Source organism: Photobacterium ganghwense, from assembly GCF_003025595.1.
GTDB lineage: Bacteria > Pseudomonadota > Gammaproteobacteria > Enterobacterales > Vibrionaceae > Photobacterium > Photobacterium ganghwense.
The window spans coordinates 734,960-761,678 of sequence record NZ_PYMI01000002.1 but is presented as its reverse complement, the minus strand read 5'-3'; the positions used below and the strand labels follow the sequence as shown (position 1 = coordinate 761,678).

Genomic DNA, 26,719 nt, shown 5'->3' with positions numbered 1-26,719 from the left:
AGCGGCCTGAAGCCATTTCGACAATGCCCGGCACCGATCCCCTTATCGGTACGATCCCCTATAGCAGTAAAGCCAGTGAGGATAAACCAGCGAATCAGTTTCTCAGGGTTACCAGGTAAACAGACGCTTCAGGAAGCCTTCAACCTGGCCGGAGCCTTTGCGAATCCCTTCCGAAATATCATCACCCAAGCCCTGATGGATACAGCCCTGCTTTAACGTTCCTTCCGGATCCCAGGCAGGCAGATGCGTTTGGCCGATACAGCTTTGTGCCAGTACGCCCTGGCGGTCTGTGTAATAATCAAAATCAACAATTTTTGACGGACGTTTCAGCACCAACGGTTCAGGATCACGGTGCTGGATATAGTCAGCATAAAGACGCAGTGGCCCGGCAGAACCTGTTAGCTTCACCGCCTTGTTGTCATCGCGCCCCATCCAGATCGTCACCACTTCACGACCGTCGACCCCCACATACCAGCTGTCACGGCCCTTATCTGAGGTACCGGTTTTACCAGCCAGACGGGAAGACGGCAATACAGAATTCAGATAACGCGCTGTACCTTCTGTCACCACGCGTTGCATACCGTACAGTGTCAGCCACGCCGCTTCCTCAGATACCACTTCTTTGGATGTCGGCAAATGCTGATAAAGAATATTGCCTTCTTTATCCACCACCGCATTCAGTGCCGTCAGCTTACTGCGACGACCGCCACTGGCGATGGTCTGGTACATCTGAGTAACTTCCAGTGGTGTCAGCGTAAATGCTCCCAGTAGCATTGAAGGTAATTTCGGGATTTCACCTTCATCGATTCCCAGCTTGGTCATGGTATCAATGACATGATCCAAGCCAACCGCCATCCCCAGGTTGACTGTCGGGATGTTGTAAGATTTAGCCAGTGCCAGATACAATGGCACTTCTCCTCGATACTGACGGTCATAATTTCGTGGCGTCCAGTTTTCACCTTTCTGTCCTTTCAGCGTCAGTGGTCGATCCTGCAAACTGGTCGCCAGTGAGAAACGCTTTGGCAACTCCAGTGCTGACAAATACACCGCAGGTTTCACCACCGAACCAATCTGACGTTTCGCATCAATCGCACGGTTAAACCCGTCAAAACCGGTACGAGAGCCTCCCACCATCGCGCGGATTTCACCTGTCAGGCGATCCGCCACAACCACCGCGGTTTCCAGCTCATTGCCAGCTCGTGCTTCCAATTGTGGAATAACCGAATTGACCGATCGCTCAGCCAGCTCTTGTGAGCGGGGGTCCAGCGTAGTAAACAGACGCAACCCTTTCCCCGGCTGGTAACCGTCGACTTTCGCTTGCAGTTCACGTTCCAACTGGCCAAAGTACGCAGGCTGTCGGTTAGCAATCTTACCTTTCGGTTGCAAATCCAACGGTTTATCTAAAGCCTTCTTGTACTCGTTTTCTTCCAGAACGCCATTATCTGCCATCAGCTTCAACACCAAGTTACGGCGTGTTTTTGCACGTTCAGGATAGCGCCACGGATTGTAGTAAGACGGTCCTTTGACCAGACCCACCAGTAATGCCTGCTGATCAACCCGCAGCTCAGACAGTGGTAACCCGAAATAGAACCGAGAGCCCAACTCAAAGCCATGCACCGCCTCACGACCGCTCTGCGCCAGGTATACCTGATTCAGGTAAGCATCGAGAATCTGATCTTTGGTGAATCGGTAATCCAGGATCAGAGCCATATAGGCTTCACGGAATTTCCGCCACAAGCTGCGTTCACTGGTCAGAAACATGTTTTTCGCCAGTTGCTGGGTCAGGGTACTGCCTCCCTGAACGGTACGGCCGGCTTTCAGGTTTGCGACAAATGCGCGCATAATCGCAGTCGGAGACACCCCTTCGTGCTCATAAAAGTCGCGGTCTTCGGTGGCAATCAGCGCATCAATAAGAGGCTGCGGCATTTCATCTTTTGGCTTGTAAATGCGCTGCTCTTCGGTTTTCGCTTCCAGCATGCCAAGCAGTTTCGGTTCAACCGACAAGATCCCCATTTCTCGCTTGCTGGCGACATCGATAATTTTCTTTACACTGGAATAATCAAAGGTCACCTGTACATGGCGGGCATCCTGCTCCCCATCACGGAACTCAAACGGGCGGCGAATGAACTCGACCTTTAATCGACTGGTGGTGTACTCACCCGGTTGAGACGGTTTGTCCACTTTCCGGTATTTCAGTACCTTCAACTCATTGACCAGATCTTCGTAACGGATCAATGCGCCCGGCTGAAGTGTCAGCTCTCGGGCATAAACCACAGAAGGCAGCTGCCAGAGCTCCCCTTCAAATTTGGCGGTCACCTCATCGTTAAGCTGGTAGCCCATTTTCATCAGGCCAGCAGATGTGGCAATAACCGCTGCAATTGCGGTGTAAGCCAGCCAGCTACGCTTTTTTTCCTTCTTCTTTTTAGGCGGAACCATGCGTGAAGAAGGGGTGTTTTCAGGTGATTGCTTAGAATCGTCAGGTGTCTGTTGCTTTGTCATAGTCTGTTTCTGGTAGAAATAACGCGCAGACATTAGCGCAAGCATCATTTTGCGGTGTCAGAAAAATGTCAAAGCCTACATGAAAAGCGGCTAAACACTTGATTTTTGCAGATGGCGAGATCACAGCACAAGGTTGCAACCCGACTGGTAATCCGCGATAAAATCCCGCAGAATACCTGCCCCCACCGAATCATTCACACACCGCGTTTTTACGCGAAATAGTGATGATGTTAACGCGGGAATTCTATTTTTAACTGAACGATCAAGCCGAAAATTATGGAACGTGATTATAAACTCGAATGCCTGATGACCATGCCGCGTCATGAACTGGAAGAATTCAGCCACCGAGTGGTGAGCCGCATGGTGCCGGAAGATGTCATGCAGGAATTGTTTACGTTTGACAAAGAAGAAGTCGACAGTCAGGAGCGACTTATTTCGGCGCAATTTGATGCGATGTTACGTATGACAGCCATTGCGCTGGGCGAAGTGAAAGGTGCGTTTAGTGAGTCTGACAATGCGTCTCAAAATACCGAGCGCATGACGCGTTTGCTGCTTTGGCATTTTTACGCGATCTCTTTCAATCTGGAAGAGGCAGTGACACTGGAACAACATTGTGATCAGGTAGAAAAAATTCTTCCAAATGCACCCTCTGACGCGTTTGGCTGGATTAAAGTGCTGACCGAGCTGCTACATACCTACGCAGAACTTAACGAAAAACGCAGCCAATAACTTTTAAGCTGAGTGTTCATTGAACAAGCTGGTTTAGAACAGGTTGCTTATACGATGAGTTGTTTATCGGACAAAGGCAGCCAGTCACCGCAGCAACGCGTTAAAACAAAAGTCATTATAAAAATTAGCCGGGCGATTATGCCCGGCTATTTGTTATCCGCTAAAACCTATCGCGATCTTTGAAGCTTTCGCAGATACCAGTGTTCCATCTCGCTATTTCGGTAAACTATTTCGGTAAAGATGCCTGGTGTTTGGTGATCAGATCGTCCATCGCTTCAGCCGCCCGCTGCTGGACATGTTTGAGACAATCTTCATGGCCAATCGGCTCTACCACCTCGTAGTAACACTTAAGTTTTGGCTCCGTACCGGACGGGCGCACAACCACACGGGAATCGTCATCCAGCCAGTAAATCAGCACATCACTCGCAGGCAGGTCGATAGCTCCCACCTTACCATCAGCATACTGGCGCTGCGATGTTTTCAAATCGTCAATGCAAACCACAGCGCGACCTGCAATGGCTTCTGGTGGTGTGGTACGTAAACTGTCACCAACCGGTGGCGAGCTCGGATCCAGGGCAATACTCCGCTGCGCATTAAGGTAAAAACCGTGTTCACGGTAAATATCTTCCAACCGGTTCCAGATCGTTTTACCCTGAGCCTGTAATTCTGAGGTCAACTGTGCGAAGGCCACCAAGGCTGACAAGCCGTCTTTGTCCCACACGGTCTGCCCCACGGTGTAACCCAGCGCTTCTTCATACGCAAACAAGAACTGGTTGTCCCCGGTTTGCTTCTGCATGGCAATGTTGGTCAGCCATTTAAAGCCGGTTAATGTCTGGTAATACTTCGCCCCAGCGGCCTCAGCAACTTTCTTCAACAAGCTAGAAGAAACAATAGTGGTACCAACCAGATTTTGCTCCGGCGCAGCATGGGTAAGCAGGTAATGACCCAACAACACACCGACCTGATCACCGGTCAGCATTTTGTACTCGCCATCTTCCGTCCTGACTGCCACCGCAAAGCGATCAGCATCAGGATCGTTGGCACAAGCCAGCATTGCATCATGGGCTTTGGCTTCAGCGATCACCATATCCATCGCACCGGCTTCTTCTGGATTGGGGAAATTCACCGTCGGGAAAGTTCCGTCCGGCTCGCGTTGGGCTTTAACGCTGTACACATTTTTAAAACCAGCATCAGCCAGCAACTGCTCTGCCATGTCAGCTCCAACACCATGCATCGCGGTATACGCCAGACTAACCGCCTCCGGCTGCTGATGATTGGACAAAATCGCACTGTTATTGAGCGTTTTACGGTACTCAGTGTAAAAGTCACCGTTCAGCCAGGTCAACAGCCCTTGATGCTCAGCATCTTCCACACTCATCACCGGTAGTGGTTCAGATGCTGCAATATCAATCTGTGCTGCTATCCCTGAATCATGTGGAGGAATGATCTGCGCGCCATTGTCCCAATACACTTTAAATCCATTGTACGCTGGCGGATTATGGCTGGCAGTCACAACAATACCGGCAGCCGTTCCAAGATGACGGACACCAAATGCCACTAGCGGTGTAGGGGCCACTTTCTCAGTCAGGTAGACCTTAATCCCCAGTGAGGCCAGCATAGCGGCTGCATCACGGGCAAACTGTGAGGAGTCAGGACGACCGTCATAACCAATCACCACGCCTCGTGAGGCTGCGTCACTAAAAGTGGCCAGCAGGTACTTCCCAAGTCCCAGTGCCGTTTCCTGAATCACCAGGCGGTTCATGCGATTGGGTCCTGCGCCAACAATCCCACGCAATCCGGCAGTACCGAACGCCAGTCGAGATGAAAAGCGATCTTCCAGCGCATCACGGTCATTCGTATCAATAAGCCGTTGTAATTCTTCTCTTGTAACCGGATCGGGATCGCGTGCCAGCCAAGTTGATACTTCTGTATTCATATGGAAGTCCTACCATTTAAGAATGCTATTGAACCCGCCCTAACGGCGAAATTGTCAGGCCGTTTACGTGCTGCATCAGCACACCGTCCTTCCAAGGGTTCTGTACAGTTCAGAAACAACTGAAAAAAGTATAGAGGTTGTGCTACATGGGACAACGAAATCTGTCTCAATGTGGCGACCAAACAATCTAACTGATAACCATTATCAACTCAAATGTAAATATTGCTATATTCAACTGGCAGGGGCGTTTTACAGGCAAAAAAAATCCAGCCCCTAAGGGCTGGATTACGATTTAGTGCTTTACGCTAGACGATTAGTCTTCGAAGCGAGGCTTGCTACGACGCTGTGGCGCACCCGTACTACCGTGGTTACGTTCACCACGGAAGCTGCCACGGTTATCGCCGCCACGGTTACGGTCGAAACGACGCTCACCGTCACGACGTGGGCGGAAACCTTCACGGCTGCCATTATTGGCATTACCACGGTAACCACCACGGTTGCCTTCACGGCCTTCACCACGGTTGCCTTCGCGGCCACCACGACGGTGCTCACGCAGTACATCGTCTTCTACCACAACCGCTTTCACGTCGTTCTGGCGGATGCGCAGCTTCTTAAGCTGAGCTGCAACTTCGTTTGGCAGTTTCTTAGGCAGCTGAACGTAAGTGTGCTCAGGAGCCAGTTTGATTGCACCGATGCTGTCTTTGTTCAGGCCCAGCTCGTTTGCGATTGCGCCAACGATATCTTTAACCTGTACGCCTTGCTCACGGCCCACTTGCAGCTGGTAAGTATCCCAGTCAGCAGTGTTGTAAGTACGACGCTCACGACGCTCACCGCGTTCGCCACGTTCACCGCGCTCGCCACGGTCATCACGACGACGGTCACGACGCTGCTTGTCGCGCTCAACTGCAGCGATCATTGGGTCCGGACCTTTGTAGAACAGAGGACGGTTACCCTGCTGACGCTTCAGCAGCATTGCAGCCAGTGTTGCCGCGTCAACTTCGATGCTTTCTTGCAGCTTTTCTACCAGCTCAACGAAAGACTCCAGGCTTGCTTCTTCTTTCTGAGCTTCCAGCTCCTGGCCCAGACGGCTCAGACGGGCTTCAGCAACAGCATCACGAAGAGGAAGTTGGATTTCTTCCATGCGTGATTTAGTCACGCGTTCGATAGTGCGCAGCATACGAATCTGGTTGGTACGAACCAGCAGGATCGCTTTACCGTTACGACCGGCACGGCCTGTACGACCGATACGGTGGATGTACGATTCTACATCGAACGGGATGTCGTAGTTGAATACGTGCGTGATACGTGGCACGTCAAGACCACGAGCAACAACGTCAGTTGCAACCAGGATATCAATCACACCGCGTTTGATGTGCTCAACAGTACGCTCACGCAGTGACTGAGGAATATCACCGTGCAGTGCCGCAGCCTTAAAGCCACGCGCAGACAGCCAGTCAGCCAGACGCTCGGTATCCTGACGAGTACGTACAAACACGATTGACGCGTCAGTGTCTTCTGTTTCCAGCAGACGCATCATTGCTTCATCTTTTTCTACGCCTTTTACAACCCAGAACTGCTGCTCAACTTTAGCAACAGTACGGTTTTCACCGGCTACGTCGATACGCGCTGGATCACGCAGGAAACGATCAACGATTTCCTTAACGATTGGAGGCATAGTTGCTGAGAACAGAACACGCTGTGCCGATTCAGGCGCTTGTTCCATGATCCAGGTTACGTCATCAACGAAACCCATCTTCAGCATTTCATCTGCTTCATCCAGAACGAAAGTGTGTACTTCGTCCAGGTGCAGACGATCACGAGTGATCAGGTCTTTAACACGACCAGGAGTACCCACAACAATGTGAGCGCCTGATTTCAGAGCACGCATCTGGTCAACGATAGAAGCACCACCGTAAATTTCCAGAACTTTCAGGCCCTTGATGTTTTGACCAAGAACTTTAATCTCAGCTGCAACCTGAATAGCCAGCTCACGAGTCGGCGCCATAACGATGGCTTGTGGCTTGTGCTGGTTCAGATCAAGTTTGTTCAGCAGCGGCAGTGAGAATGCAGCTGTTTTACCCGTACCTGTCTGCGCTTTACCCAGCGCATCATTACCGGCAAGTAGAAGAGGAATAGACGCCGCCTGAATTGGAGTCGGCGCAACGAAGCCCATTGAGTCAAGTGCGGATAGTAGTGTGTCGGCCAGGTCTAACTGGCGAAATTCTGTAACAGATTCTTGCATTGGGATCCCAATAAATAATCGAACATAAAACGGGGCCCCTAAGGCTATAAAACGGTTCTGCAACAGCAACCACAAGCTTGGGCCTCGACAATAGTGAAGGCGCGCATTGTGCGCCATTACTCGATAAAAAGCCAGAAAAAATTGAGCGCTGTCACAAATTAACTTTCAAGAAACTACTATTTAAACAATTCGCCCAATGACTTGCCGTTTTTTGTTTCTTTTCGACGCATTTTCTATGCAAGTGATAGCGTCTGAAGTCCCACCTTGGCAAACCTGACCGCCCCGTTCAGTGCCTTACAAACACAGTAATTTCATGGCTTTCCCTAAATAACGGCGCCGAATACACCGTTCTGCTTCGCTCCCACGTCGGCTTTTCACAACCCGTCTTAAAAACAACGCATCTGGCTCAATTATTACGTTCTACAGCTCACAAAACCGTTACGTTTAGCCCTCTTTATGCCTATTCCGACATTCCTAAGCCGATTGCTTCAGCTAGCCACTTACTGCTTATTGCTGGCTGAAACCAAAGCTATATCGCTGGGTTTCTTCGCCCGCAACGTGTCCCTTCCCCCTTGTTCCTTACCCTTTATAACGGATACATATATAAGCAGCCTTATCGGTCACAATTTTTATACCATCCGCTATTTGAGCCTCTTTTCAGTATATCTTTCTGTGACATTCCTGTGTCTTCCTCCCGAGAAACTTGGTTTTAGCGGCCGAAAACTTTATAGTGTCCGAGTTAACAACCTGAGACCGGGCATAATGTTTCAAGATAATCCTTTACTAGCACAACTTAAAAAACAGATTCAGGAAACGCTTCCTAAGAAAGAAGGCAGCATCAAAGCCACTGACCGCGGTTTCGGCTTTCTTGAAGTCGATAACAAAGAAAGTTATTTCATTCCACCGACCTATATGAAGAACGTGATGCACGGTGACCGTGTTATCGCTGTGATTCGTACAGAGAAAGAGCGTGAAGTTGCTGAACCGCAAGAACTGATTGAGCCTTTCCTGAGCCGTTTTATCGGCCGCATTAAACTGATCCGCGACCGCCTGCATGTCGTGCCGGATCACCCGCAACTAAAGGACGCTATCAAGGCTCGCCCTGTTAAAGGTCTGAATCCTGAACTTCTTAAAGAAGGTGACTGGGTAGTTGCTCACATGACCCGCCACCCGCTGGTCGGTGATAACAAAACTTTCTTCTGTGAAGTGAAAGAGAAAATCACTGACAGCAATGACAAAATTGCGCCTTGGTGGGTAACTCTGGCACGTCACGATCTGCCAAATGCAGAACCAGCCCCACAGGAAAGCTGGAGCATGCTGGAAGAAGGCCTGGAGCGTCAGGACCTGACTGATCTGCCATTCATCACTATCGATGGTGAGTCAACCAAAGATATGGATGATGCCATCTATACAGTTGCTCACGAAGACGGCAGTTTTGAACTGACGGTCGCTATCGCGGATCCAACGTCTTACATCACCGTTGGCGACAAGATGGATGATGAAGCCCGTCAGCGTGGTTTTACCATCTACCTGCCAGGCCGCAATATCCCAATGCTGCCACGTGAACTGAGTGACGAACTGTGTTCTCTGATGGAAGGTGAGACCCGTCCGGCTCTGTGCTGTCGTGTCACCATCGATAAAGACGGTGTTATTCAGAACGATATCAGCTTCTTCGCAGCGTGGATCAAATCTCATGGCCGCCTGGCTTATGACAATGTGTCTGATCTGCTGGAAAATGGCCAGTGTGAAGGCTGGGAACCGTCTGACGTCGTGATTGAACAGGTTAAAGCCCTGCATGGTTTGGCCAACGCACGCAGCGAATGGCGCGCCAAGCATGCCGTGGTTTTCCCGGATCGTCCTGATTACCGCTTTGAGCTGAGCGAAGATAACGATGTCATCGCGATTCATACCGATCCTCGCCGTACTGCAAACCGCATGATTGAAGAAGCCATGATCACAGCTAACATCTGTGCAGGCCGCGTGTTGCAAGAAAAATTCGGTCTGGGTGTGTACAACTTCCACAGCGGCTTCAATCCGGAAAAATTGGATGTAGCGATGGAATTCCTGACTAACGCTGAAGCTCCGTTTGAAAAAGACGATCTGCTGACGCTTGAAGGTTTCAGTGCGCTGCGCCGCTGGCTGAACGATCAGGACACTACCTATCTGGACAATCGTCTGCGTAAGTTCCAGGCATACAGTGAAGTGGGCAACAAGCCAGCTCCACACTACGCAATGGGTCTAGATGTGTACGCGACCTGGACATCGCCTATCCGTAAATACGGCGACATGATTAACCATCGTCTGCTGAAAGCGGTGATTTCAGGTCTGGAGCCGGTACAAACGCCAGATGACAGCGTAGGTGAAGAAATTGCAACGCACCGTCGTAACCATCGCATGGCTGAACGTGATGTGGCTGATTGGCTATACGTTCGCCTACTGAAAGATGCTGTTAAAGAAGGTACCGTCTTCACAGCTGAGGTATTCGATATCAACCGTGCCGGTATGCGCGTGCGTCTGCTCGAAAACGGTGCTGCGGCCTTCATTCCTGCTCCGCTTATCCTGGATAACAAAGAGCGTATCGAATGTAACGGCGATCTGGGTATCATTAATATCGACAAAGTGCGCGAATACCAACTGGGTGACCACTTCGAAGTGGTTATTGCTGAAGTTCGTGCTGCTACCCGTCAGCTGGTTGCGAAACCAGTGAAGCAGTACCCTGATCTGCCATCAGACAAGCCAGAAGCTGAAACAACTGCCCCTGCGGTGGAATCTGCGGCGACTGAAGCGTCTGTAACATCAGAAACAACAGAAGCTGAAAAAGCATAATTCGCTGATTCAGAAAAACTGTTCAGAATAATAAGGGTCAGCAGATGCTGGCCCTTATACTTTGTTCAGGGCACATTGATTGTTTTGCTTACCTGAGTTTTCAGGCTGTCATTACGATCCGCAGTGCAACCAATCTGCTTGCCTGCAAACATGATTAAACGAATACGTACAATAACTACGAAAAGAAGTCAGCTATGTCATCAACAACATCAGATCACAACACGGTTCATACTGCCGTCCAGCAATGGCTGGACAACGTCGTGATCGGACTGAACCTGTGTCCGTTTGCCGCTAAGCCACAGCGCAATAAACAAATTAAGATTCACGTCAGTGAGGCTTCAACAGAAAATGATGCGCTAGAAGACATCTACCGCCAGATGCAGGAACTTGATACGACGCCTGTTGAAGACCTTGAAACGACATTGGTTGTCACCCCGAATCTGTTTGAGAGTTTCGATGACTACAATCAGTTTCTCGATATTCTTGATGGCCTACTTATTCAAGCCGGTTATGATGGTATTTATCAGATTGCCAGTTTCCACCCGGACTACTGCTTCTACGGCACGCACCCAGATGATGCAGAGAACCTGACCAATCGCTCGCCCTACCCGATTTTCCATCTGATCCGTGAAGACAGCATGGAAAAAGTTCTGAAACACTATCCTGACCCTGAAGGGATCCCGGAGCGAAACATTGAACGGGTAGAAGCCCTGACACCAGAGGAAGTGGCAACGCTGTTCCCGTTTCTTAAAAAGTAATCCGTATTGATTTGCATAAGCGCCTGTTGGGTTTTATCTCAACAGGCGTTTTTTGTCCCTTGGCTTAGGGCATTGCCTTAGCTGTCTTGACTTAGCTGTCCTGAATAGCGGCTTAAGTGACTTGGCATCTAGGGATCGAGAGCGCATTGCGAGGAATCCACTCAGAAAGCCATTATAAATAGAAGCTCATAAATGACGTTCACAAAAGAAGCACACAGAAAGGCAACACAGAAAACGCGAGCGTGAAATTACAGATATAAAAAAACCCGACCATGGATATCGGGTTCGGTTACTAAGGTCAACTTGCCTTCCCGAAAGAAAACAAGCCCAGCTATGCAGCAACGCCAATATAGATAAGCGCGAATTATTGCTGACGGATCGGCGGCCAAACCAACGTCAGACTCCGGCTTAAAACACTTGCCTAAGTGAACCGACAAGCGTGTTATTATTAAGGTTATTAGATGAGGTACTCAACATACCCCACACAAATTATAATAACAGTCTCAAGCTGAATGGGAAATAAAAAAGACTACAAAACTCATCAAATTTAATACGTTATATTATCAATTTCCTGATAAATCTAATAATAAATCAGCCATCGCCTAACGTTTCATATAATATCGTTTGACCGTATTCATTCTCGTCAAACATTCACTTCAAACACTGAAATCTCATTTTTCAAAACCTGATAGTGACTCAGTTAACTCGCCAAATATAAGCGAATAAACACATAAAAAAGGGCCTGCATATGCAGGCCCTGATGTGCTTTACTTTTTCGCTATTTATTCCAGAAGCCACTCGCTTTACGGAAGACTCGGTTCAAAGGCTGCCGTTAACCTTTCACGCCGCCCGCTGTCAGGCCACCAACCAAGAATTTCTGTGCCAGGAGGAATACCAGGGTGATTGGCAGCGCCGACAATACCGCAGCCGCCGCGAAGTCACCCCACAAGTAGTTCTGAGGGTACAGATACTGTTGCATACCAACAGCCAGCGTGTAGGTGTCGACTTCACGCAACAGCAGCGATGCAACCGGCACTTCCGTTACCGCAGCAATGAACGATAGGATAAAGACCACCGCCAGAATAGGCACTGACAACGGTAGCAGCACCAGACGGAATGCCTGCCATGGGGTTGCCCCATCCAGCGCAGCGGCTTCTTCCAAAGAGTTATCAATCGACTCAAAGTAACCTTTGATTGTCCAAACGTGAAGGGCTATCCCGCCCATATATGCAAATACCACCCCACCATGTGTATTCATACCCAGGAACGGCACGTAGGCGCCGAGACGGTCGAACAGCGCGTACAGAGCAACCAGAGCCAGTACAGCCGGGAACATCTGGAAAATCAGCATCGAGCGCAAAATCATGGTTTTACCTGCAAATTTCATGCGGGCAAATGCATAAGCACACGTGGTAGACAGCGCCACAATACCAATTGCGGTCAAGCCAGCCACTTTCACCGAGTTCCACAGCCAGGTCAGTACCGGGAACGGGGGTGGCGTTACAGAGCCATCAGCATTTTGTACAGCGATACCCAGCGCCAGTTTCCAGTGCTCCAGAGATGGATTGCTTGGGATCAGCTCACCGGATGCGTAGTTACCTTCCCGGAAAGAAATCGCAATCACCATCAGCAGCGGGAACATAATCAGCGCCAGGAAACACCACATACCAATATGGGTTGCCCAAATACGATATTTAAGCGATTTAGGTTGAACCATAGCCATTTTTCAGCACTCCTTACTCTGATTCCAGCTTGGTGAACTTCATGTTGAGCAGTGACAGACCACCAACCAGCAGGAAGATAATTGTCGCGATTGCCCCGGCCAGACCAAAGTCCTGACCGCCTGCACCTTCGAATGCGATACGGTAGGTGTAGCTTACCAGCAGGTCTGTGTGACCAGCAGGAACACTGGTACCAATCATATCCGGCGCACCATTGGTCAGCAGTTGGATAAGCACGAAGTTGTTAAAGTTAAATGCGAAACTGGCAATCAGTAGAGGAATCATCGGCTTGACCAGCAATGGCAACGTAATCTTGAAGAAGTTATCCAGCGGGCCGGCACCATCCATCGCAGAGGCTTCGTACAAGTCATCCGGTATCGCCTTAAGCATACCCATGGCCAAAATCATCATGTACGGGTAACCCAGCCAGGTGTTCACGATGATGATCATAGTTTTCGCCAGGAACGGGTCCGTAAACCACGCCGGGCTCAACCCGAACAGTCCTTGCAGTAGCTGGTTAATTTCACCGAAGCTCTGGTTGAACAGCCCCTTGAAAATCAGAATCGAAATAAAGGCCGGTACCGCATAAGGCAGAATAAGCAAGACACGATAAACACCACGCCCTTTCAATGCTTCCCATGAAACAATCTGAGCCAGAATCACACCAACAGCCAGTGTCAGCACAACGGTCAGCGCCGAGAAAATAACGGTCCAGATGAAAATCTTGAAGAATGGTTGCTGGATACCCGGGTCCGACATAATGCGGGCGAAGTTATCCATACCGATATTCACAATAAAGCCCGGTGCGATCGGTTCACCGACAAAGTTACCGTTATCATCAACCTGCTGGTAGAAACCAATCTCGTAGTTTGGTTTCAGTGTCTTGTCTTCACGGGTGTTGTATAGCGTCTCGCCATCTTCTTGCAACACATACAGCGGCTGGATTTCCGCAAACTGACGCAGACCAGACATTTTCAGCTCTGTACCACCCGGCGTGGCAAGCACCAGGCCACTGATACCGGTCCGGTTCTGAATCACGGTCTTCAGTGGTGCTTGTTCGCCAGCTGGCACATCCACCGGGCGCAGTGCCACATCTTCATCAGTCGGCAGTGCTTTCAAATCATAGAAATCAGTGCTGTACCACTGATCGCCATCTTTCAGGGCGATGCTGAAATTGCCATTCTGCTCATACAGGGAGAAGTTATAGCTGTCGCCGCTCTGGTAAGTGCGCTGCATCAGTACATTCTGCGCACGCTCCAGGTTCAGCTGGTTACTGCCGCTGTAGTTGGTGAATGACAAGCCGACGGTATATAACAGCGGGAAAATGATGAACAAAATCATCCCGGCCACGCCAGGAAAGATATAACGGTGAGCGTAGGTTTGCTTACGGGCAAAAATATACACGCCCAGTGAAGTCAAAACGAGCGTTAACAGGGCGAATGCATACTCACCGCGAGCATACATAAGAATGGTAGCGTAGCCGTTTATAAAACTGACTAACCCTAACGAAGCCCACTTCAACCAGGATTTATGGCTGGCACTTAATTTTGGCTTTGATTGATTTGCCATATCGGTCTTCACAACTGACATATCGGCCGCTTGATGAGACTGCATTAGAGATCCTCACAGTACTTCTGAACAGGGGGAGTCCCCTCCCCCTTTGTGACGGTATAACTATGGAAGCAATTACTTCGTCATACGCTCGGCAACAGTATTCAGTGCATCATCCACTGACTGACGACCTGTTACTACGTTGGTGATTGCCGCTTTTTCGGCATACCAGAAGGCAGACATCTGAGGAATGTTTGGCATTACCTCACCGTTCATTGCGTTATCCATAGTTGCAGCAATACGCTTGTCAGAGCTCAGTTCTTGCTGGAAGGATTTCAGAGCGACCGCACCCAGAGGGGTGTCACTGTTCACTTTAGCCAGACCTTCGTTAGTCAGCAGGTAGTTTTCCAGGAACTCAACAGCCAGATCCTGATTTGGCGACGCCGTGCTGATGCCCGCAGTCAGTACGCCAACGAAAGGCTTGGACGGATTACCGTTCAACTTAGGCAGCAGCGTTACGCCGTAGTTGATACCGGCTTTATCAATGTTTGACCAGGACCAAGGACCGTTGATGGTCATTGCCACATTGCCCTGATTGAAGCCAGACTCAGCAATAGAATAGTCAACATCTGCTGCAATCACACCTTTGTCGACCAGGTTTTTCACGAAGTTCATGGCACGTTTGGCACCTTCGTTATTCACGCCCACGTCTTTGGCATCATAGCCATTCGCTGTGAACTTGAACGCGTAACCACCATCAGCTGCCAGAATTGGCCATGTGAAGAACGGTTCTTGAAGGTTCCACATAATGGCGCGCTTGCCTTTTTTCTGAAGTTCTTTGTCCAGAGCAGCAATGTCTTCCCAGTTCTTCGGTGGGTTGGCAACCAGATCCTTGTTGTAAATCAGAGAAAGTGCTTCAACTGCAACCGGGTAACCCACGTACTTACCACTGTAAGAAACGGCATCCCAGGTGAAATCAACAAACTTAGCTTTGAAATCATCAGAAGGTTTGATTTCAGCCAGCAGGCCAGCCTGCGCATAACCGCCAAAACGGTCATGTGCCCAGAAAATGATGTCTGGGCCGTCACCTGTAGAAGCCATTTGCGGGAATTTCTCTTCCAGCGCATCAGGGTGTGACACGGTTACTTTAATACCCGTGTCCGCTTCAAACTTTTTACCCACTTCTGCCAGGCCGTTATAGCCTTTATCACCATTAATCCAGATGGTCAGTTGACCTTCTTCAATCGCAGCGTGCGCCTGAACGGAGCCAAGAGCAGCAAGGGTACATAAAGTGACTGTGCTGAGGACTTTCTTCATTATTAACATCCTTCGTGATTGTTATTTGCAATGTTGCAGAACCTGACTGCAACAAAATTGTCAGGGTCTATCATCCATATTCAAAAGGCACTGAACATCATCCTGTGCCCTACGCCCCCATCCCCTCTAAGTTGAAAGCGTGATCTTGGTCATCTCGGATGGTGACGCAGATCTAATTATGAGGTGCATTTGTGATTATGCGCACATGGTAACCTGCCGTTTTTTCATTATCGGTGTACAGGTTTATAAAGTGTGATCCATGTACTCCTCCCCCCCTCATCCCCCTTTTTATTTATCAATAAGGAGGATGTTCAGCTTGCCCGTCTGGGTAAAATTGGTTCCATACTCATCGGGGTAGTTGAAGACGCTTTTGACGATTTATTTTTGTTTTCACTGTGACCACTTTATTGGAGACGACAGGGCTACTTTATTTCTTGGGGAAGTAAATGGAGTAGATTGAGTCAGGGTAGCGCTTCATTTCACGTCAGCGATGTGTGATGACGCTACCCCTTTTTTCAACTGCCGTTCAGGATTCTTTACCGGTAAGGTGCAAGCTGAATATCATTGCACCTTGCAGGCAACAACAAACTTAGAGGATAAGCTCGATGACGAGTGTGACTTTACGAAACGTTTGTAAAGCGTATGGAGATAACCTGATTTCCAAGAATGTCGATCTTGACATCGCTGAAGGGGAATTTGTGGTATTTGTTGGTCCATCGGGCTGCGGTAAATCAACCCTGCTACGTTGTATCGCCGGTCTGGAAGACATCACATCAGGTGACCTGTTTATTGGTGAAGAACGCATGAACGACGTGCCGCCCTCTCAGCGCGGAGTCGGCATGGTTTTCCAGTCTTACGCTTTGTATCCTCACCTCAACCTGTTTGACAACATGTCATTCGGGATGAAACTGGCCAAAGCCGATAAGGCTGAAATCAAACGTCGTGTTGACCACGCGGCAGAAATTCTTCAACTCGGACATCTGCTAGAGCGCAAGCCAAAAGCCTTGTCTGGCGGCCAACGTCAGCGTGTGGCCATCGGTCGTACACTGGTTGCACAACCTAACGTCTTCCTGCTTGATGAACCACTCTCTAACCTCGACGCTGCCCTGCGTGTGCAGATGCGTATCGAACTGGCCAAGCTACACAAGCAGCTGGGCTGCACCATGATTTACGTTACCCACGATCAGGTTGAAGCCATGACTCTGGCAGACAAGATTGTGGTACTTGATGGCGGATTTGTGTCTCAGGTCGGAAAACCACTGGAACTATACCATTATCCGCAAAACCGTTTCGTCGCAGGTTTCATCGGTTCACCGAAGATGAACTTCATGAGCGTATTCATTGAAGAAGTGGAAAGTGACCGAGTGATGGTACAAATGGCGAACGGCAAGGCATTCTGGATTCAGGTTGATGGCACGACGGTGACCAAAGGTGACCGCATGTCTTTAGGGGTTCGCCCTGAACACCTGGTGCCTTGCGACGACGGTGATGCCTGCATTGAAGGCCGCGTTTTGGTTGTCGAGAAACTGGGCCACGAGACACAGGTTTACCTGGAACTGGAAGGTGTGGATGCAGACTTCATCTACCGTCAGTCAGACACTCTATCTATCGATTCCGGCGCACGTTTTTCGGTTGGTATTCCTGCGCATCGCTGCCATCTGTTCCATCGTGATGGCACTGCCTGCCGTCGCCTGTATCAGGAAGATGGTGTCTAACGCAGCTAGAGCAGCCTTTATGGTAGATGCCTTGCAAGCACTCGGGTAGCAGGCATTTATCGTTGAACACTGAGTGCTTTAAGCTGTCGGGTCTTTAATTAAGCAACTAAGACCTAATATGCTAGGCCTTAATAGTCCTAGACCTCAATACTCCAAGAGATAAATAATCCAAACGGCCGTTTTTCTAACCGGCCGTTTTTGTTTCGTTCACCTTGGCAGAGTCACTCCGTCAGGTTTACCTCTTCCCCTATCGAGTCCCCAATACAGGATCAACATGGAGCGTACAGTGAACCAATTCTACACTTAATACGTACCCACTTAGGATAATGGGTCTGCCCGTGTCACCATTTTACACCCGGGCTGAGCCCCCCTGATGTTGGTCACTTTGATTGAGGAGCGAGCTATGAACCATCGTGACAGAATCGAAGATCTTGAACAGCGTATCTATTTCGCCTACCAGGAAGGCGACTATCAGCAGGCAAAAATGCTGGAAAATGAAGTGAAAAAGCTTAAAGGTCAAAAAAGTCTGTTTGATAGCAGAGAGCCGTACTCAATTGAAGGAAGGATTTACCCTGACGAATAATGATCCTCCCCAGATAGCGCTACCCGCGTTATAGGTACAAAAAAACGGGCACGTTCAAACGTGCCCGTTTTTTCAGCGTTTTGCTTTCTGTTTATCTAACGTCTTATCTGACTTTACCTTAATGGCCGAACAGTCAACGATCTGCAAAGCGTGTTTTACCTCGCCGTCTCCCGCCACTGCCAACAGGGACAGAAGCTCAGGCTGAGGTTTCCTCATCCTGACGTAGCCCCAGCTTGTCTGCCAGAGGCTCCAATGCTGCGCCCTGCAAGACAACAGAAATCAGAACAATAAAGAACACCATATGCGCCATTTGTTGTGCGCCTTCTACACCCGCCGCAGCCGGAATCAACGCAAACACAATAGGCGTTGCGCCTTTCAGGCCAATTGCGGAAATAAACAGCTTCTTATTGCGCTCAACCTTACGAAACGGCAGATAACTCAGGAATACCGCGGCCGGACGAGCCACAAAAATCAGTGCTATCGCAGGCAAAATTGACGCCAGGGCATCACTGAACAGCTCCTTCGGAAAGAACTGCAAACCCAGAATGATGAACATCAGAGCCTGAGCCAGCCACGACACGCTGTTGAAGAAGTGTCGGCTGACTTCCCGACCCCTTTGCAAATTATTGCCAATCATCACGCCTGATACGTACGACGCGATCAGGATGTTGCCGCCCAGCAACTCGCCGCCATAAGTAGCAATAAAGAAGCAGGCCATCACAAACACCGGTATAAGACCGTATTCTTCAAGTTTGATCGCATTTAGCAGGCCGACACAGATTTTTCCGACAGCGTAGCCCACCAGCAATCCAACCACGACTTGCTGCAGTAGCGTGACCGTGATGGATCCGACGGTAACAGGATCACCAGACATCGCCAGAATACCGGTCAGGATAGTCACCATCAGCAACGCCACCGGGTCATTCGTCGCAGATTCGAACTCAAGTACAGTGTCTGTGTTGTGCTTCAGCTTGAGCTTTTTGGATTCAAGAATCGAAAATACCGCCGCCGCGTCAGTTGATGAAACCACGGCAGCAAATAACAAACAGGCCAGGAAATTGAAATCCGTAATAAAGTACAGCATGCCGCCAAGCAGCACTGTCGTTAGCAGCACGCCAATGGTGGACAGAATACCGCCTTCTTTAAACGCCACCCGAATCGCGCTGGTCGAAGTATTCAGGCCACCCACAAATACAATTACATTCAGGGCAATTGAGCCTATCAGTGAGGTCAGTGCAAGATTATCGTAAATAAAGTTAAATTCCCCGTTACCGAACATCAGTCCGACACCAATGAAAATCAGCAACGAGGGGATACCCAGTGTTTTAGATGGCTGATGCAGCAGGATGCCTAACGCCACCAGACAAGCCATAAGTACAAATGCAATTTGTAAGGTCAATAGAGTTCTCCTAGCCAAGGAAAGTATTTGCACTAGTATATGCTAATAGTGTTAATTTCCGGCAAAGAAATAGACCAAATAATCATTTCAACCTGTTAAAAAACAACTAATTTCGCGCATATTTTTACCATTCGATAATCGGGGAAAAGTCTTACTGGGACTGTCTGACTGTTTCTGTGTCTCTTCGCCTTTTCATCGACTTTTTTCGCTCTTACTCTTCTCAGAGATATTCATCGGTTCAACAATCAGGGGCACTTTTCTCTGTTCTTAATAAACGTGGTGTCTGATGTGATCACGGCAATCATGCTTTAACGTTTTTCTCTCAGTTTCATGCTCCTCTTTCATACTCATCTTAGATGCTCGATTCGCAGACTTGCTGAAAATCCCCTTTATCCGACAAAAGAGCGGCATGATGAATATAAGTCTGGGTTTCCCTCTGAAAACACGCCTGATTTATCCCGTATTTGATCGTGATGAACATCAAGTTTCCACACATTGAACCACAAAATTTTTATGCGATTTTCATCACGATAATTTGCAGTTTGTGACAATGAGCCCTTATCAGACGGCGCCTTACGCCACTTTCTACGCCTCTAAACCTGTGATAATCGTCATGTTAAATTTCTTTCAGCCCGCCTCAAAAGGTTTCAAATTTTGATCTGCACCACAACTTAACCCTAATTTATGCCTCCACCCCATACCAAGGCTACAAAACGTGATCTGGACACTCCTCCTCCCTCCTATCCTCATAGGGAGGAGGGAGGAGGAGGATGTTTATGCGTCAGATGAGGCTCAATATAAACGCATCAGGTAAACACTATGAGTTTCACTGTCGAATTCACGCTTATCTCGGTTTATTTGAGAACGTGACCCTACTGGTCCGGCGGGTTTGAACACAACCCGCCCATTTTACAAATGGATTTCAGGCGGCGGGTTGTATCCGTAAGAAGCCCACCACCTTTTATAAGCAAATAAAAAAATATAACGTTCCATGAAGGAGTTTCAGTAATGAAATTGAACAAGATTTGTCTGACTGCCGCGGCAGTGTCTGCTGCACTGATGTCCACTGCGACATTTGCTGAAAGCGGTGTAGATTTCCATGGTTACATGCGTGCAGGTGTTGGGATCAGCGGTGAAAACGGCGCAAACCTTTCTTACGAGAAAGCCAAAGTTGGCCGTCTGGGTAACGAAAACGACGTCTACGGCGAAATTGGTCTGGGCAAAGAAGTGTACAACCAGAATGGTAAGTCTTTCTACGTTGACTCTATGCTGGCTGTAACATCAAACGGTTCAAACGACTGGGAAGGCACTGGCTCAACGTGTGAGTTCGAATCATCAAACTCCACCATCAACTGTAAAGACGACCTGGGCGTTGCACTGCGTCAGTTCAATGTTCAGGCGAAAGGCCTGTTCAGCGGCGACAAAGAGGCGGTTCTGTGGGCAGGTAAGCGCTACTACCAACGTCATGATATCCACATTTCTGACTTCTACTACTGGGATACGTCTGGTGCAGGTGCCGGTGTAGAAAACCTTTCTCTTGGCGCAGGTAAACTGTCTGTTGCATGGCTTCGTGACGATTCTGGCGATGTGAACGTCAACAATTTCGACGTGCGTTACGCCGGCATCGGTCTGTGGTCTGATGCCAGTCTGGAACTGGGCGTCAACTACGCCATGGTTAACGAAACAGACGCTCAGAAAGTCGGCAACAACTACAACGATGGTGTGATGCTGACAGCAGAAATGACTCAAGGTAACTTCCTGGGTGGTTTCAACAAAACTGTTCTGCAGTACGGCACAGAAGGCTTTGGTGAGCAAATGGCAGGCCTGGGTGCCGGTCACTACTTCAATGCTTCGTCTAACGACGATGCAGAAGGCTACCGTATCATCAACTGGGGTGTGATTGCGCCAGCTAAGAGCTGGGAAATCGGCCACCAGCTGGTTTACGCAAATACCTCATTTGATAACGCTAAAGACCACTCCATCTTCAGTGCTGTGGTTCGTCCAATGTACAAATGGGATGACAGCATGAAGACTATCTTCGAAGCCGGTTACTACGACGAAGATAAATCAGGTGAAGACAAGTCTGGCAGCAAGTTCACTATCGCTCAGGCATGGTCTGCCGGCGACAGCTTCTGGGCACGTCCTGAAATCCGTGTTTACGCTAGCTACCTGTCTGACTACGACAACGACAATGCGTTCGGTGCCGGTAACGACACTGAGTACAACGTAGGTATCCAGGCTGAAGCTTGGTGGTAATCGACTGTCTGGTGGTCACCATCTTGTGATAACTGACCACGACACGTAATACCACAGCCAGTCTCTCCCGAGACTGGCTGTATTTGATTTCATGCTCTATTTCACCGCATGAGCTCAAATACAGCCACATAAAAGGTGTAAAGATAATATGAAAAAACTGCTTCCCCTCTGTATTGCTGCCGCTCTGCTAGGTGGCTGTGCCAGCAATGAGAATATTGTTGATACTTCAGCGTCTGCGGCCCAAGCTGCGCAACGCAATGCCTCACTGGCACAAATTGACTGGAAACCTCTATCGCTGCCATCAGATGTCGCTTTTGAACTTAATACCAAGAGCCAGACCTACTACGCCGCTGACAGTGCCGGCCCGATAGCGGCCTTCAAGGTGCCCGCCAACCGTGGGGCTATCACCCTGAAGCTAAAGAGCTTTGCTAACAACACCATTTATGCTCCGAACATCAAGATTCTTGATCAGAACAACAAGGAACTGGAGAACTATCGCTTTGACCAGTTCGCTTACCAGCCAGCCAAGTTGCTCGACGGCGACCGTGTAGAAGGCGATTTCAGTTTTGTGCCTGCCTACAATACCGATGAAGTCCGTATTTTGGTGTACACCACCCCGCAAGATGTTCAGCAGTCGACTGAGATGCTGCACCCGGCTAAAGCCTATGCCCGTGCGCGCCACACCGTTGAGCCGGATATCCCGAATCCCTACGCACAACACAGTCCATATGGACGGTTTGCCATGCGTATCTCCTCGCCACAGCTCGATAATGCAGCCGTAACCTTCAACAAACCCATCCCCGATCAGGCTCCGGCGATGGAAGAGAGTCGCGGCTATTACTTGAATTCGATCGAAAACGCTGTCATTAATGGAGATATAGATAAGGCAATGAAGCTGCTGGATGAGGCTGAACGCCTGGGCATTAAAGACGCCCGTTCTACCTTCATCAAGGCAGTTGAGAAGCACTAAGCGATGTCTTTGCTGTAATAAAAGGCTGCTTTGGCAGCCTTTATTCGTTGTTCGAGGGAAACATGAACTGGCAATTCGAAACAGGTTCACCACATGATTTAGGTGTGACCCTATCGGAAGAAGGCTGTAATTTTGCTATTCACGCGCCTTCACACCTCCACCTGAATCTGATTATTTTTGATCACGACGACCAGCCCTGCACTATCCCACTATTTGCACATAATCACGGTGTTCACTCTGTCTTTATCCATGACCTTGGCAATGGCGTGAAATACGCGTACCAGGGCAAACAAGGCAATGACATCGTCTGGATTCTGGATTCGTACGCCACTCGCCTGGCAGAGAATCCATTCAGTACGCAAGTACCGGCTGCCGTGACCTATTATCAACCCTTTGACTGGGGCAATAGTCGCCATCCACGCATTCCGCGTGCCAGCACCATCATCAATGAAGTCCATGTCAGAGGCTTCACCCAATCGCACCCTGGTATTCCTGAACATATTCGTGGGACATACCTTGGCCTCTGTCACCCGAGCATTCTGGCGCATTTCAAAACACTCGGGGTGACTACACTGCAACTTCTGCCGATTGCGACCAGTTACGACGAGCCGCATTTACAGGAAAAAGGGCTGACTAATTTCTGGGGATACAACCCACTCAGCTGGTTTGCACCAGATGCCCGCTTCGCATCAGAAGACCCGATTGCTGAGCTGAAACAGCTGGTGAAAACCTACCATGAGCACAACATTGAAATCATTCTTGATGTGGTCTTCAACCATACGGCTGAAGGCGGCGAAGAGGGGCCGGCCTTCCACCTGAAGTTGCTGGACAAGAAGTATTACCTGCTGAACCATGACAAGTCTTTCATCAACTATACCGGCTGCGGGAATACGGTCGATCTTACCTATCAGCCCAGCCTGAACATCGTGTTGGATAACCTCCGGTACTGGGTAAATGAGTTCCAGATTGACGGCTTCCGCTTCGATTTAGCGGCCACACTGGGACGTCATGGCCATTACTTCGCACCCGACAGCGCGTTTTTTAAAACAATAGCGCAGGATCCGGTGCTTAAGCGTATCAAGCTGGTCGCCGAACCCTGGGATATTGGCCCAGACGGCTACCAGCTTGGCCATTTTCCGTCACCGTGGAATGAATGTAACGACAAATTCCGAGATACCGTGAAAAGCTACTGGCTCCGTCGTGACAATAATGTCAGAGAGCTGGCTACGCGAATCATGGGTTCCCGTGATCTGGTCAGTGCGGGGCTCTGGCCGCATAAACTGCCAGTCAATTATATTGCCTACCATGATGGTTTTACCCTGCAAGATCTGGTGTCTTACAACCATAAACACAACATGGCAAATGGTGAACACAACCGTGACGGCCACGGTGATAACCGCTCCTGGAACCACGGCATTGAAGGTGACACCGATAACTATGCCGTACGCTTTCGCCGTGAACGCCAAAAACGAAACCTGATGGCCACCCTGCTCTTCAGTTTTGGGATTCCCCATATTCTGGCGGTTGATGCCTTGTCGCATACCCAAAAAGGGAACAACAACGCATACTGTCAGGACAATGACATCAGTTGGGCTGACTGGACACCGGGTGAGGACAAAGAAGACTTCAAGCGTTGGTTGTCGTGCATGGTTGACGCCCGACAAACCTACATGACACCGTTTATACAAGCCTTCAGCGGCCACGATCGCGGTCGTCACCGGGTGAACTGGTTGCGTTCAAACGGAACGCCAATGAATGCCGATGACTGGCAACACATCGAAGCGTTTGCATTAACCCTAGGACTGGATAAACACGGTGATGAATTGATGTTTCTGTTTAATGGCTCTGAGATTCCGACCCGGTATCGTCTGCCCGAAAACAGCCGTTGGAAAATTATTTGTGATACCTCTGAACTGGCAGTGTGCAGCCGGGAGATTCAAACCACCTATATGCAAAGCGCCCATTCGATGACGATACTTTGTCGGCAATCTGCTTCAATAGACACCTGATGGAGATGTGCGGTAAAACGGTATCAAACAGAGCAAGCTGACACAAAAGAAGCCTGTTCCTGCTCTGATGTCGTCAAGTCCCTCAAAACATCAGTCCGGCGTTACTCGCCGGGCTGATGGCTGATGAGAAACACTACCTGGTTCATACTTCCTGATTGATATCTGAGGGAGTCATCCGTCTTTGTGCTAAGCGCACAAGATACGACGGGATGCAGGCTTCAGAGCCATTGAAGAAAAGAGATTGTAACACCGTTTTCGCCGATCAGAACGGACTGTCTTTGTCGAGCTCAGTACAAATACTGGATACGGCCAACGCCAGCGCCGAGCGGATAACTTGCTCTTGTCGTGCCAGTTGCATCTGATAAAACGCAATATCAGTATCATCATCCGGCGGCAGAATATCGAGCTGCACCACGCCCATCTTATGTACCACTTTGAGCGTTTTAATCGGCTCCAGAATAGCCGGATCAGTAAATCCGTAGTCCTGACTTTCCTTATTGAGGAAATCCCGCAAGCGGATGATTGCATCCATGTCATCGTAGACATCATGGGAAACGACGCCAAGACCAAACAACAGTTTCAGTCTGACGGTCAATTCCCCTAACGGCCCTGCACTCCCGAGCAACGGTTCGACGACAGATTTCACCGCGAAATCATCCTTCCGAAAAATGCGCTGCACAAGGGCATCAACAGCTTCTTCGAAAATTTCCACCGTAGAAATGAAAAATCCCCGAGCTGTCGGCGCCTCACTTAGCCTTTCAAGAATGTCTGATTCCTGGTCACTCTGTGCCATAACAACTGTCTTCTCTAAATAAATCAGGAGGGTAACAGGGGAAGGACCTGCGCCCTTCCCGGCCTTCCTGATGCGTTTCAATGTCACGTTGACAAATCAGGGTGAAATATCGAACGCGGTTATCTACCAAGCAGTTAACTACCAAGGCAGTTAATTACAAGGTCTGGTAAATCGCTTCGATTTTTTCTGCCTCCTGACTGTCAGCAGACAATCCCGTGTACTGTGCCAGTGCGGCTCGCAACCCTTTTTCCCGAATAACCGTCTGAAGCTCTACTGCTTGCGGATCGGTGTTATTGGTGTATTTCAGCGCGGCAGCAATGCCTTTCAGCAACGTACCGTTTTCCGTACCGTATTCAATTGTACCGAGTAATGGTTTGATTAATCTATCATTTTCTCCGAGTTTACGAATAGGTTGACGACCGACCCGATCAATTTCATCTCGCAAGTAAGGATTGGCAAAACGGGACAAGATTTTTTCGATATAAGCATGGTGCAGTGCTCGGTCAAAACCGTAGCGACGAATCAGCACTTCTCCGCTCTCCTGCATGGCTGTTTTTACTTCAGCTCTGATCTCAGCATCTTCGATAGCATCACGTATTGTCTGATGCCCTTTCAATGCACCGAGGTAGGCGGTAATAATATGACCGGTATTGAGGGTAAACAGCTTACGTTCGACAAAAGCCATCAGGTTATTCGTGGTTTCCATGCCCTCAATGGCCGGAATCTCGCCTTTAAACTGATCTTTATCGACAATCCACTCGCTGAAGCTTTCTACAGTCACCTCCAGCGGGTCATCATTGGCCGCTTCAGCAGGCGGAACAATACGATCAACCGCTGAATCTACGAACCCAACACACTCATCGGCCTGCTGGTGATAGATCTTATTGAGATGCTTGTACACCTCCAGCTTGAGATGGCTGGTGCCACGAACCATATTCTCGCAGGCAATAATGTTCAGCGGCTGGTTGTTACCGGCCTCAAACCTATGGGTCAATCCCGTCGCAATGGTTTTTGCAATCAGATCCAATACGTTTGGGCCGACGGCGGTGGTCACCAGATCGGTGTGAATGATCTGCTCAATCACAGCCGGACTGGCCGAGTTGACCGCGGTTACATGGGTAACCGTGTCAATTTTACATTCACTGCCTACTACTTTCACTTTATAGGATTGCTGGTGAGAAAGTTGATCCACCAGCGGCTCATTCACGTCAGCAAAGGTGACCGCGACATCCGCATCTGCCAATAATTTACCGATGAAACCTCGACCAATGTTACCTGCGCCAAAATGTACTGCTTTCATATTCAAATCCTTCCACATCAATGCATTTGTCATCACTCTCAATCTGCTAGAGAGTGAGTGAGGTCGGACAGCAACAGGGGCCGACCTCAGATTTACTCAATTAACCGTCAACAGC

The 26,719-nt window shown here is 49.2% G+C and carries 17 protein-coding genes; 8 read left to right on the top strand and 9 right to left on the bottom strand.

Going from position 1 to position 26,719, the window contains the following annotated elements:
- Positions 1-108: 108 nt before the first annotated feature.
- Positions 109-2,499 carry a penicillin-binding protein 1B gene (mrcB, locus tag C9I92_RS09205; protein ID WP_084712528.1) on the bottom strand — a complete coding sequence of 797 codons (2,391 nt, stop codon included), beginning with the start codon at positions 2,497-2,499 and terminating at the stop codon, positions 109-111.
- A gap of 276 nt (positions 2,500-2,775) precedes the next feature.
- Here mrcB and C9I92_RS09200 point away from each other — a divergent pair, with 276 nt between their 5' ends.
- Entirely contained in the window at positions 2,776-3,228 is a 453-nt protein-coding gene (locus C9I92_RS09200; RefSeq protein WP_047884590.1) for a hypothetical protein, read from the top strand.
- Positions 3,229-3,454: 226 nt separating this feature from the next.
- Here C9I92_RS09200 and C9I92_RS09195 read toward each other — a convergent pair whose 3' ends face one another.
- Both C9I92_RS09195 and C9I92_RS09190 read right to left on the bottom strand, forming a co-directional pair.
- The gene (locus C9I92_RS09195; protein WP_047884591.1) at positions 3,455-5,164 is read right to left on the bottom strand and encodes a phospho-sugar mutase; all 1,710 of its coding nucleotides are present in this window, start codon (positions 5,162-5,164) and stop codon (positions 3,455-3,457) included.
- 313 nt (positions 5,165-5,477) lie between these two features.
- On the bottom strand, positions 5,478-7,406 hold the full coding sequence (locus C9I92_RS09190) for a DEAD/DEAH box helicase (RefSeq protein ID WP_047884592.1): 1,929 nt from the start codon (positions 7,404-7,406) through the stop codon (positions 5,478-5,480).
- Between the two features lie 762 nt (positions 7,407-8,168).
- Here C9I92_RS09190 and C9I92_RS09185 point away from each other — a divergent pair.
- Positions 8,169-10,232, top strand: coding sequence for an exoribonuclease II (locus tag C9I92_RS09185; RefSeq protein ID WP_047884593.1), 2,064 nt, complete (start codon positions 8,169-8,171; stop codon positions 10,230-10,232).
- Between the two features lie 194 nt (positions 10,233-10,426).
- Positions 10,427-10,990 carry a DUF1415 domain-containing protein gene (locus C9I92_RS09180; protein ID WP_047884594.1) on the top strand — a complete coding sequence of 188 codons (564 nt, stop codon included), beginning with the start codon at positions 10,427-10,429 and terminating at the stop codon, positions 10,988-10,990.
- Between the two features lie 832 nt (positions 10,991-11,822).
- Here the strand turns inward: C9I92_RS09180 and malG are convergent.
- The 3 genes from malG to malE all read right to left on the bottom strand — a co-directional run bounded on the left by malG (position 11,823) and on the right by malE (position 15,579).
- Positions 11,823-12,713 (bottom strand): maltose ABC transporter permease MalG, encoded by an 891-nt coding sequence (gene malG / locus C9I92_RS09175; RefSeq protein ID WP_047884595.1) that lies wholly within the window; start codon positions 12,711-12,713, stop codon positions 11,823-11,825.
- A gap of 13 nt (positions 12,714-12,726) precedes the next feature.
- Entirely contained in the window at positions 12,727-14,280 is a 1,554-nt protein-coding gene (gene malF / locus C9I92_RS09170) for a maltose ABC transporter permease MalF (RefSeq protein ID WP_242551992.1), read from the bottom strand.
- Positions 14,281-14,397: 117 nt separating this feature from the next.
- Positions 14,398-15,579, bottom strand: a complete 1,182-nt coding sequence (malE, locus tag C9I92_RS09165; protein ID WP_047884596.1) for a maltose/maltodextrin ABC transporter substrate-binding protein MalE — start codon at positions 15,577-15,579, stop codon at positions 14,398-14,400.
- Positions 15,580-16,184: 605 nt separating this feature from the next.
- Here malE and malK point away from each other — a divergent pair.
- A complete protein-coding gene (gene malK / locus C9I92_RS09160) occupies positions 16,185-17,294 on the top strand; it encodes a maltose/maltodextrin ABC transporter ATP-binding protein MalK (protein ID WP_047884597.1) in 1,110 nt (369 codons plus the stop codon).
- Between the two features lie 403 nt (positions 17,295-17,697).
- Complete coding sequence (locus C9I92_RS09155; RefSeq protein ID WP_047884598.1) at positions 17,698-17,877, top strand: hypothetical protein; 180 nt, start codon at positions 17,698-17,700, stop codon at positions 17,875-17,877.
- 196 nt (positions 17,878-18,073) lie between these two features.
- Here the strand turns inward: C9I92_RS09155 and C9I92_RS09150 are convergent, their stop codons facing one another.
- Positions 18,074-19,276, bottom strand: a complete 1,203-nt coding sequence (locus C9I92_RS09150; protein ID WP_047884599.1) for a potassium/proton antiporter — start codon at positions 19,274-19,276, stop codon at positions 18,074-18,076.
- 1,014 nt (positions 19,277-20,290) lie between these two features.
- On the opposite strand from C9I92_RS09150, the gene C9I92_RS09145 reads away from it, so the two are divergent.
- The 3 genes from C9I92_RS09145 (at position 20,291) to C9I92_RS09135 (ending at position 24,511) form a co-directional block, all read left to right on the top strand.
- Positions 20,291-21,532, top strand: coding sequence for a maltoporin (locus tag C9I92_RS09145; RefSeq protein WP_047884851.1), 1,242 nt, complete (start codon positions 20,291-20,293; stop codon positions 21,530-21,532).
- 148 nt (positions 21,533-21,680) lie between these two features.
- Positions 21,681-22,502 (top strand): MalM family protein, encoded by an 822-nt coding sequence (locus tag C9I92_RS09140; protein ID WP_047884600.1) that lies wholly within the window; start codon positions 21,681-21,683, stop codon positions 22,500-22,502.
- Positions 22,503-22,564: 62 nt separating this feature from the next.
- Positions 22,565-24,511: a glycogen debranching protein gene (locus C9I92_RS09135; protein WP_047884601.1), complete on the top strand. Its 1,947-nt coding sequence runs from the start codon at positions 22,565-22,567 to the stop codon at positions 24,509-24,511.
- A 262-nt stretch (positions 24,512-24,773) separates the two neighbouring features.
- On the opposite strand, the gene C9I92_RS09130 is transcribed toward C9I92_RS09135, so the two are convergent.
- Both C9I92_RS09130 and C9I92_RS09125 read right to left on the bottom strand, forming a co-directional pair.
- Positions 24,774-25,304, bottom strand: a complete 531-nt coding sequence (locus C9I92_RS09130; protein ID WP_047884602.1) for an MltR family transcriptional regulator — start codon at positions 25,302-25,304, stop codon at positions 24,774-24,776.
- Positions 25,305-25,458: 154 nt separating this feature from the next.
- Positions 25,459-26,604 carry a mannitol-1-phosphate 5-dehydrogenase gene (locus C9I92_RS09125; protein WP_047884603.1) on the bottom strand — a complete coding sequence of 382 codons (1,146 nt, stop codon included), beginning with the start codon at positions 26,602-26,604 and terminating at the stop codon, positions 25,459-25,461.
- Positions 26,605-26,719 lie beyond the last annotated feature (115 nt).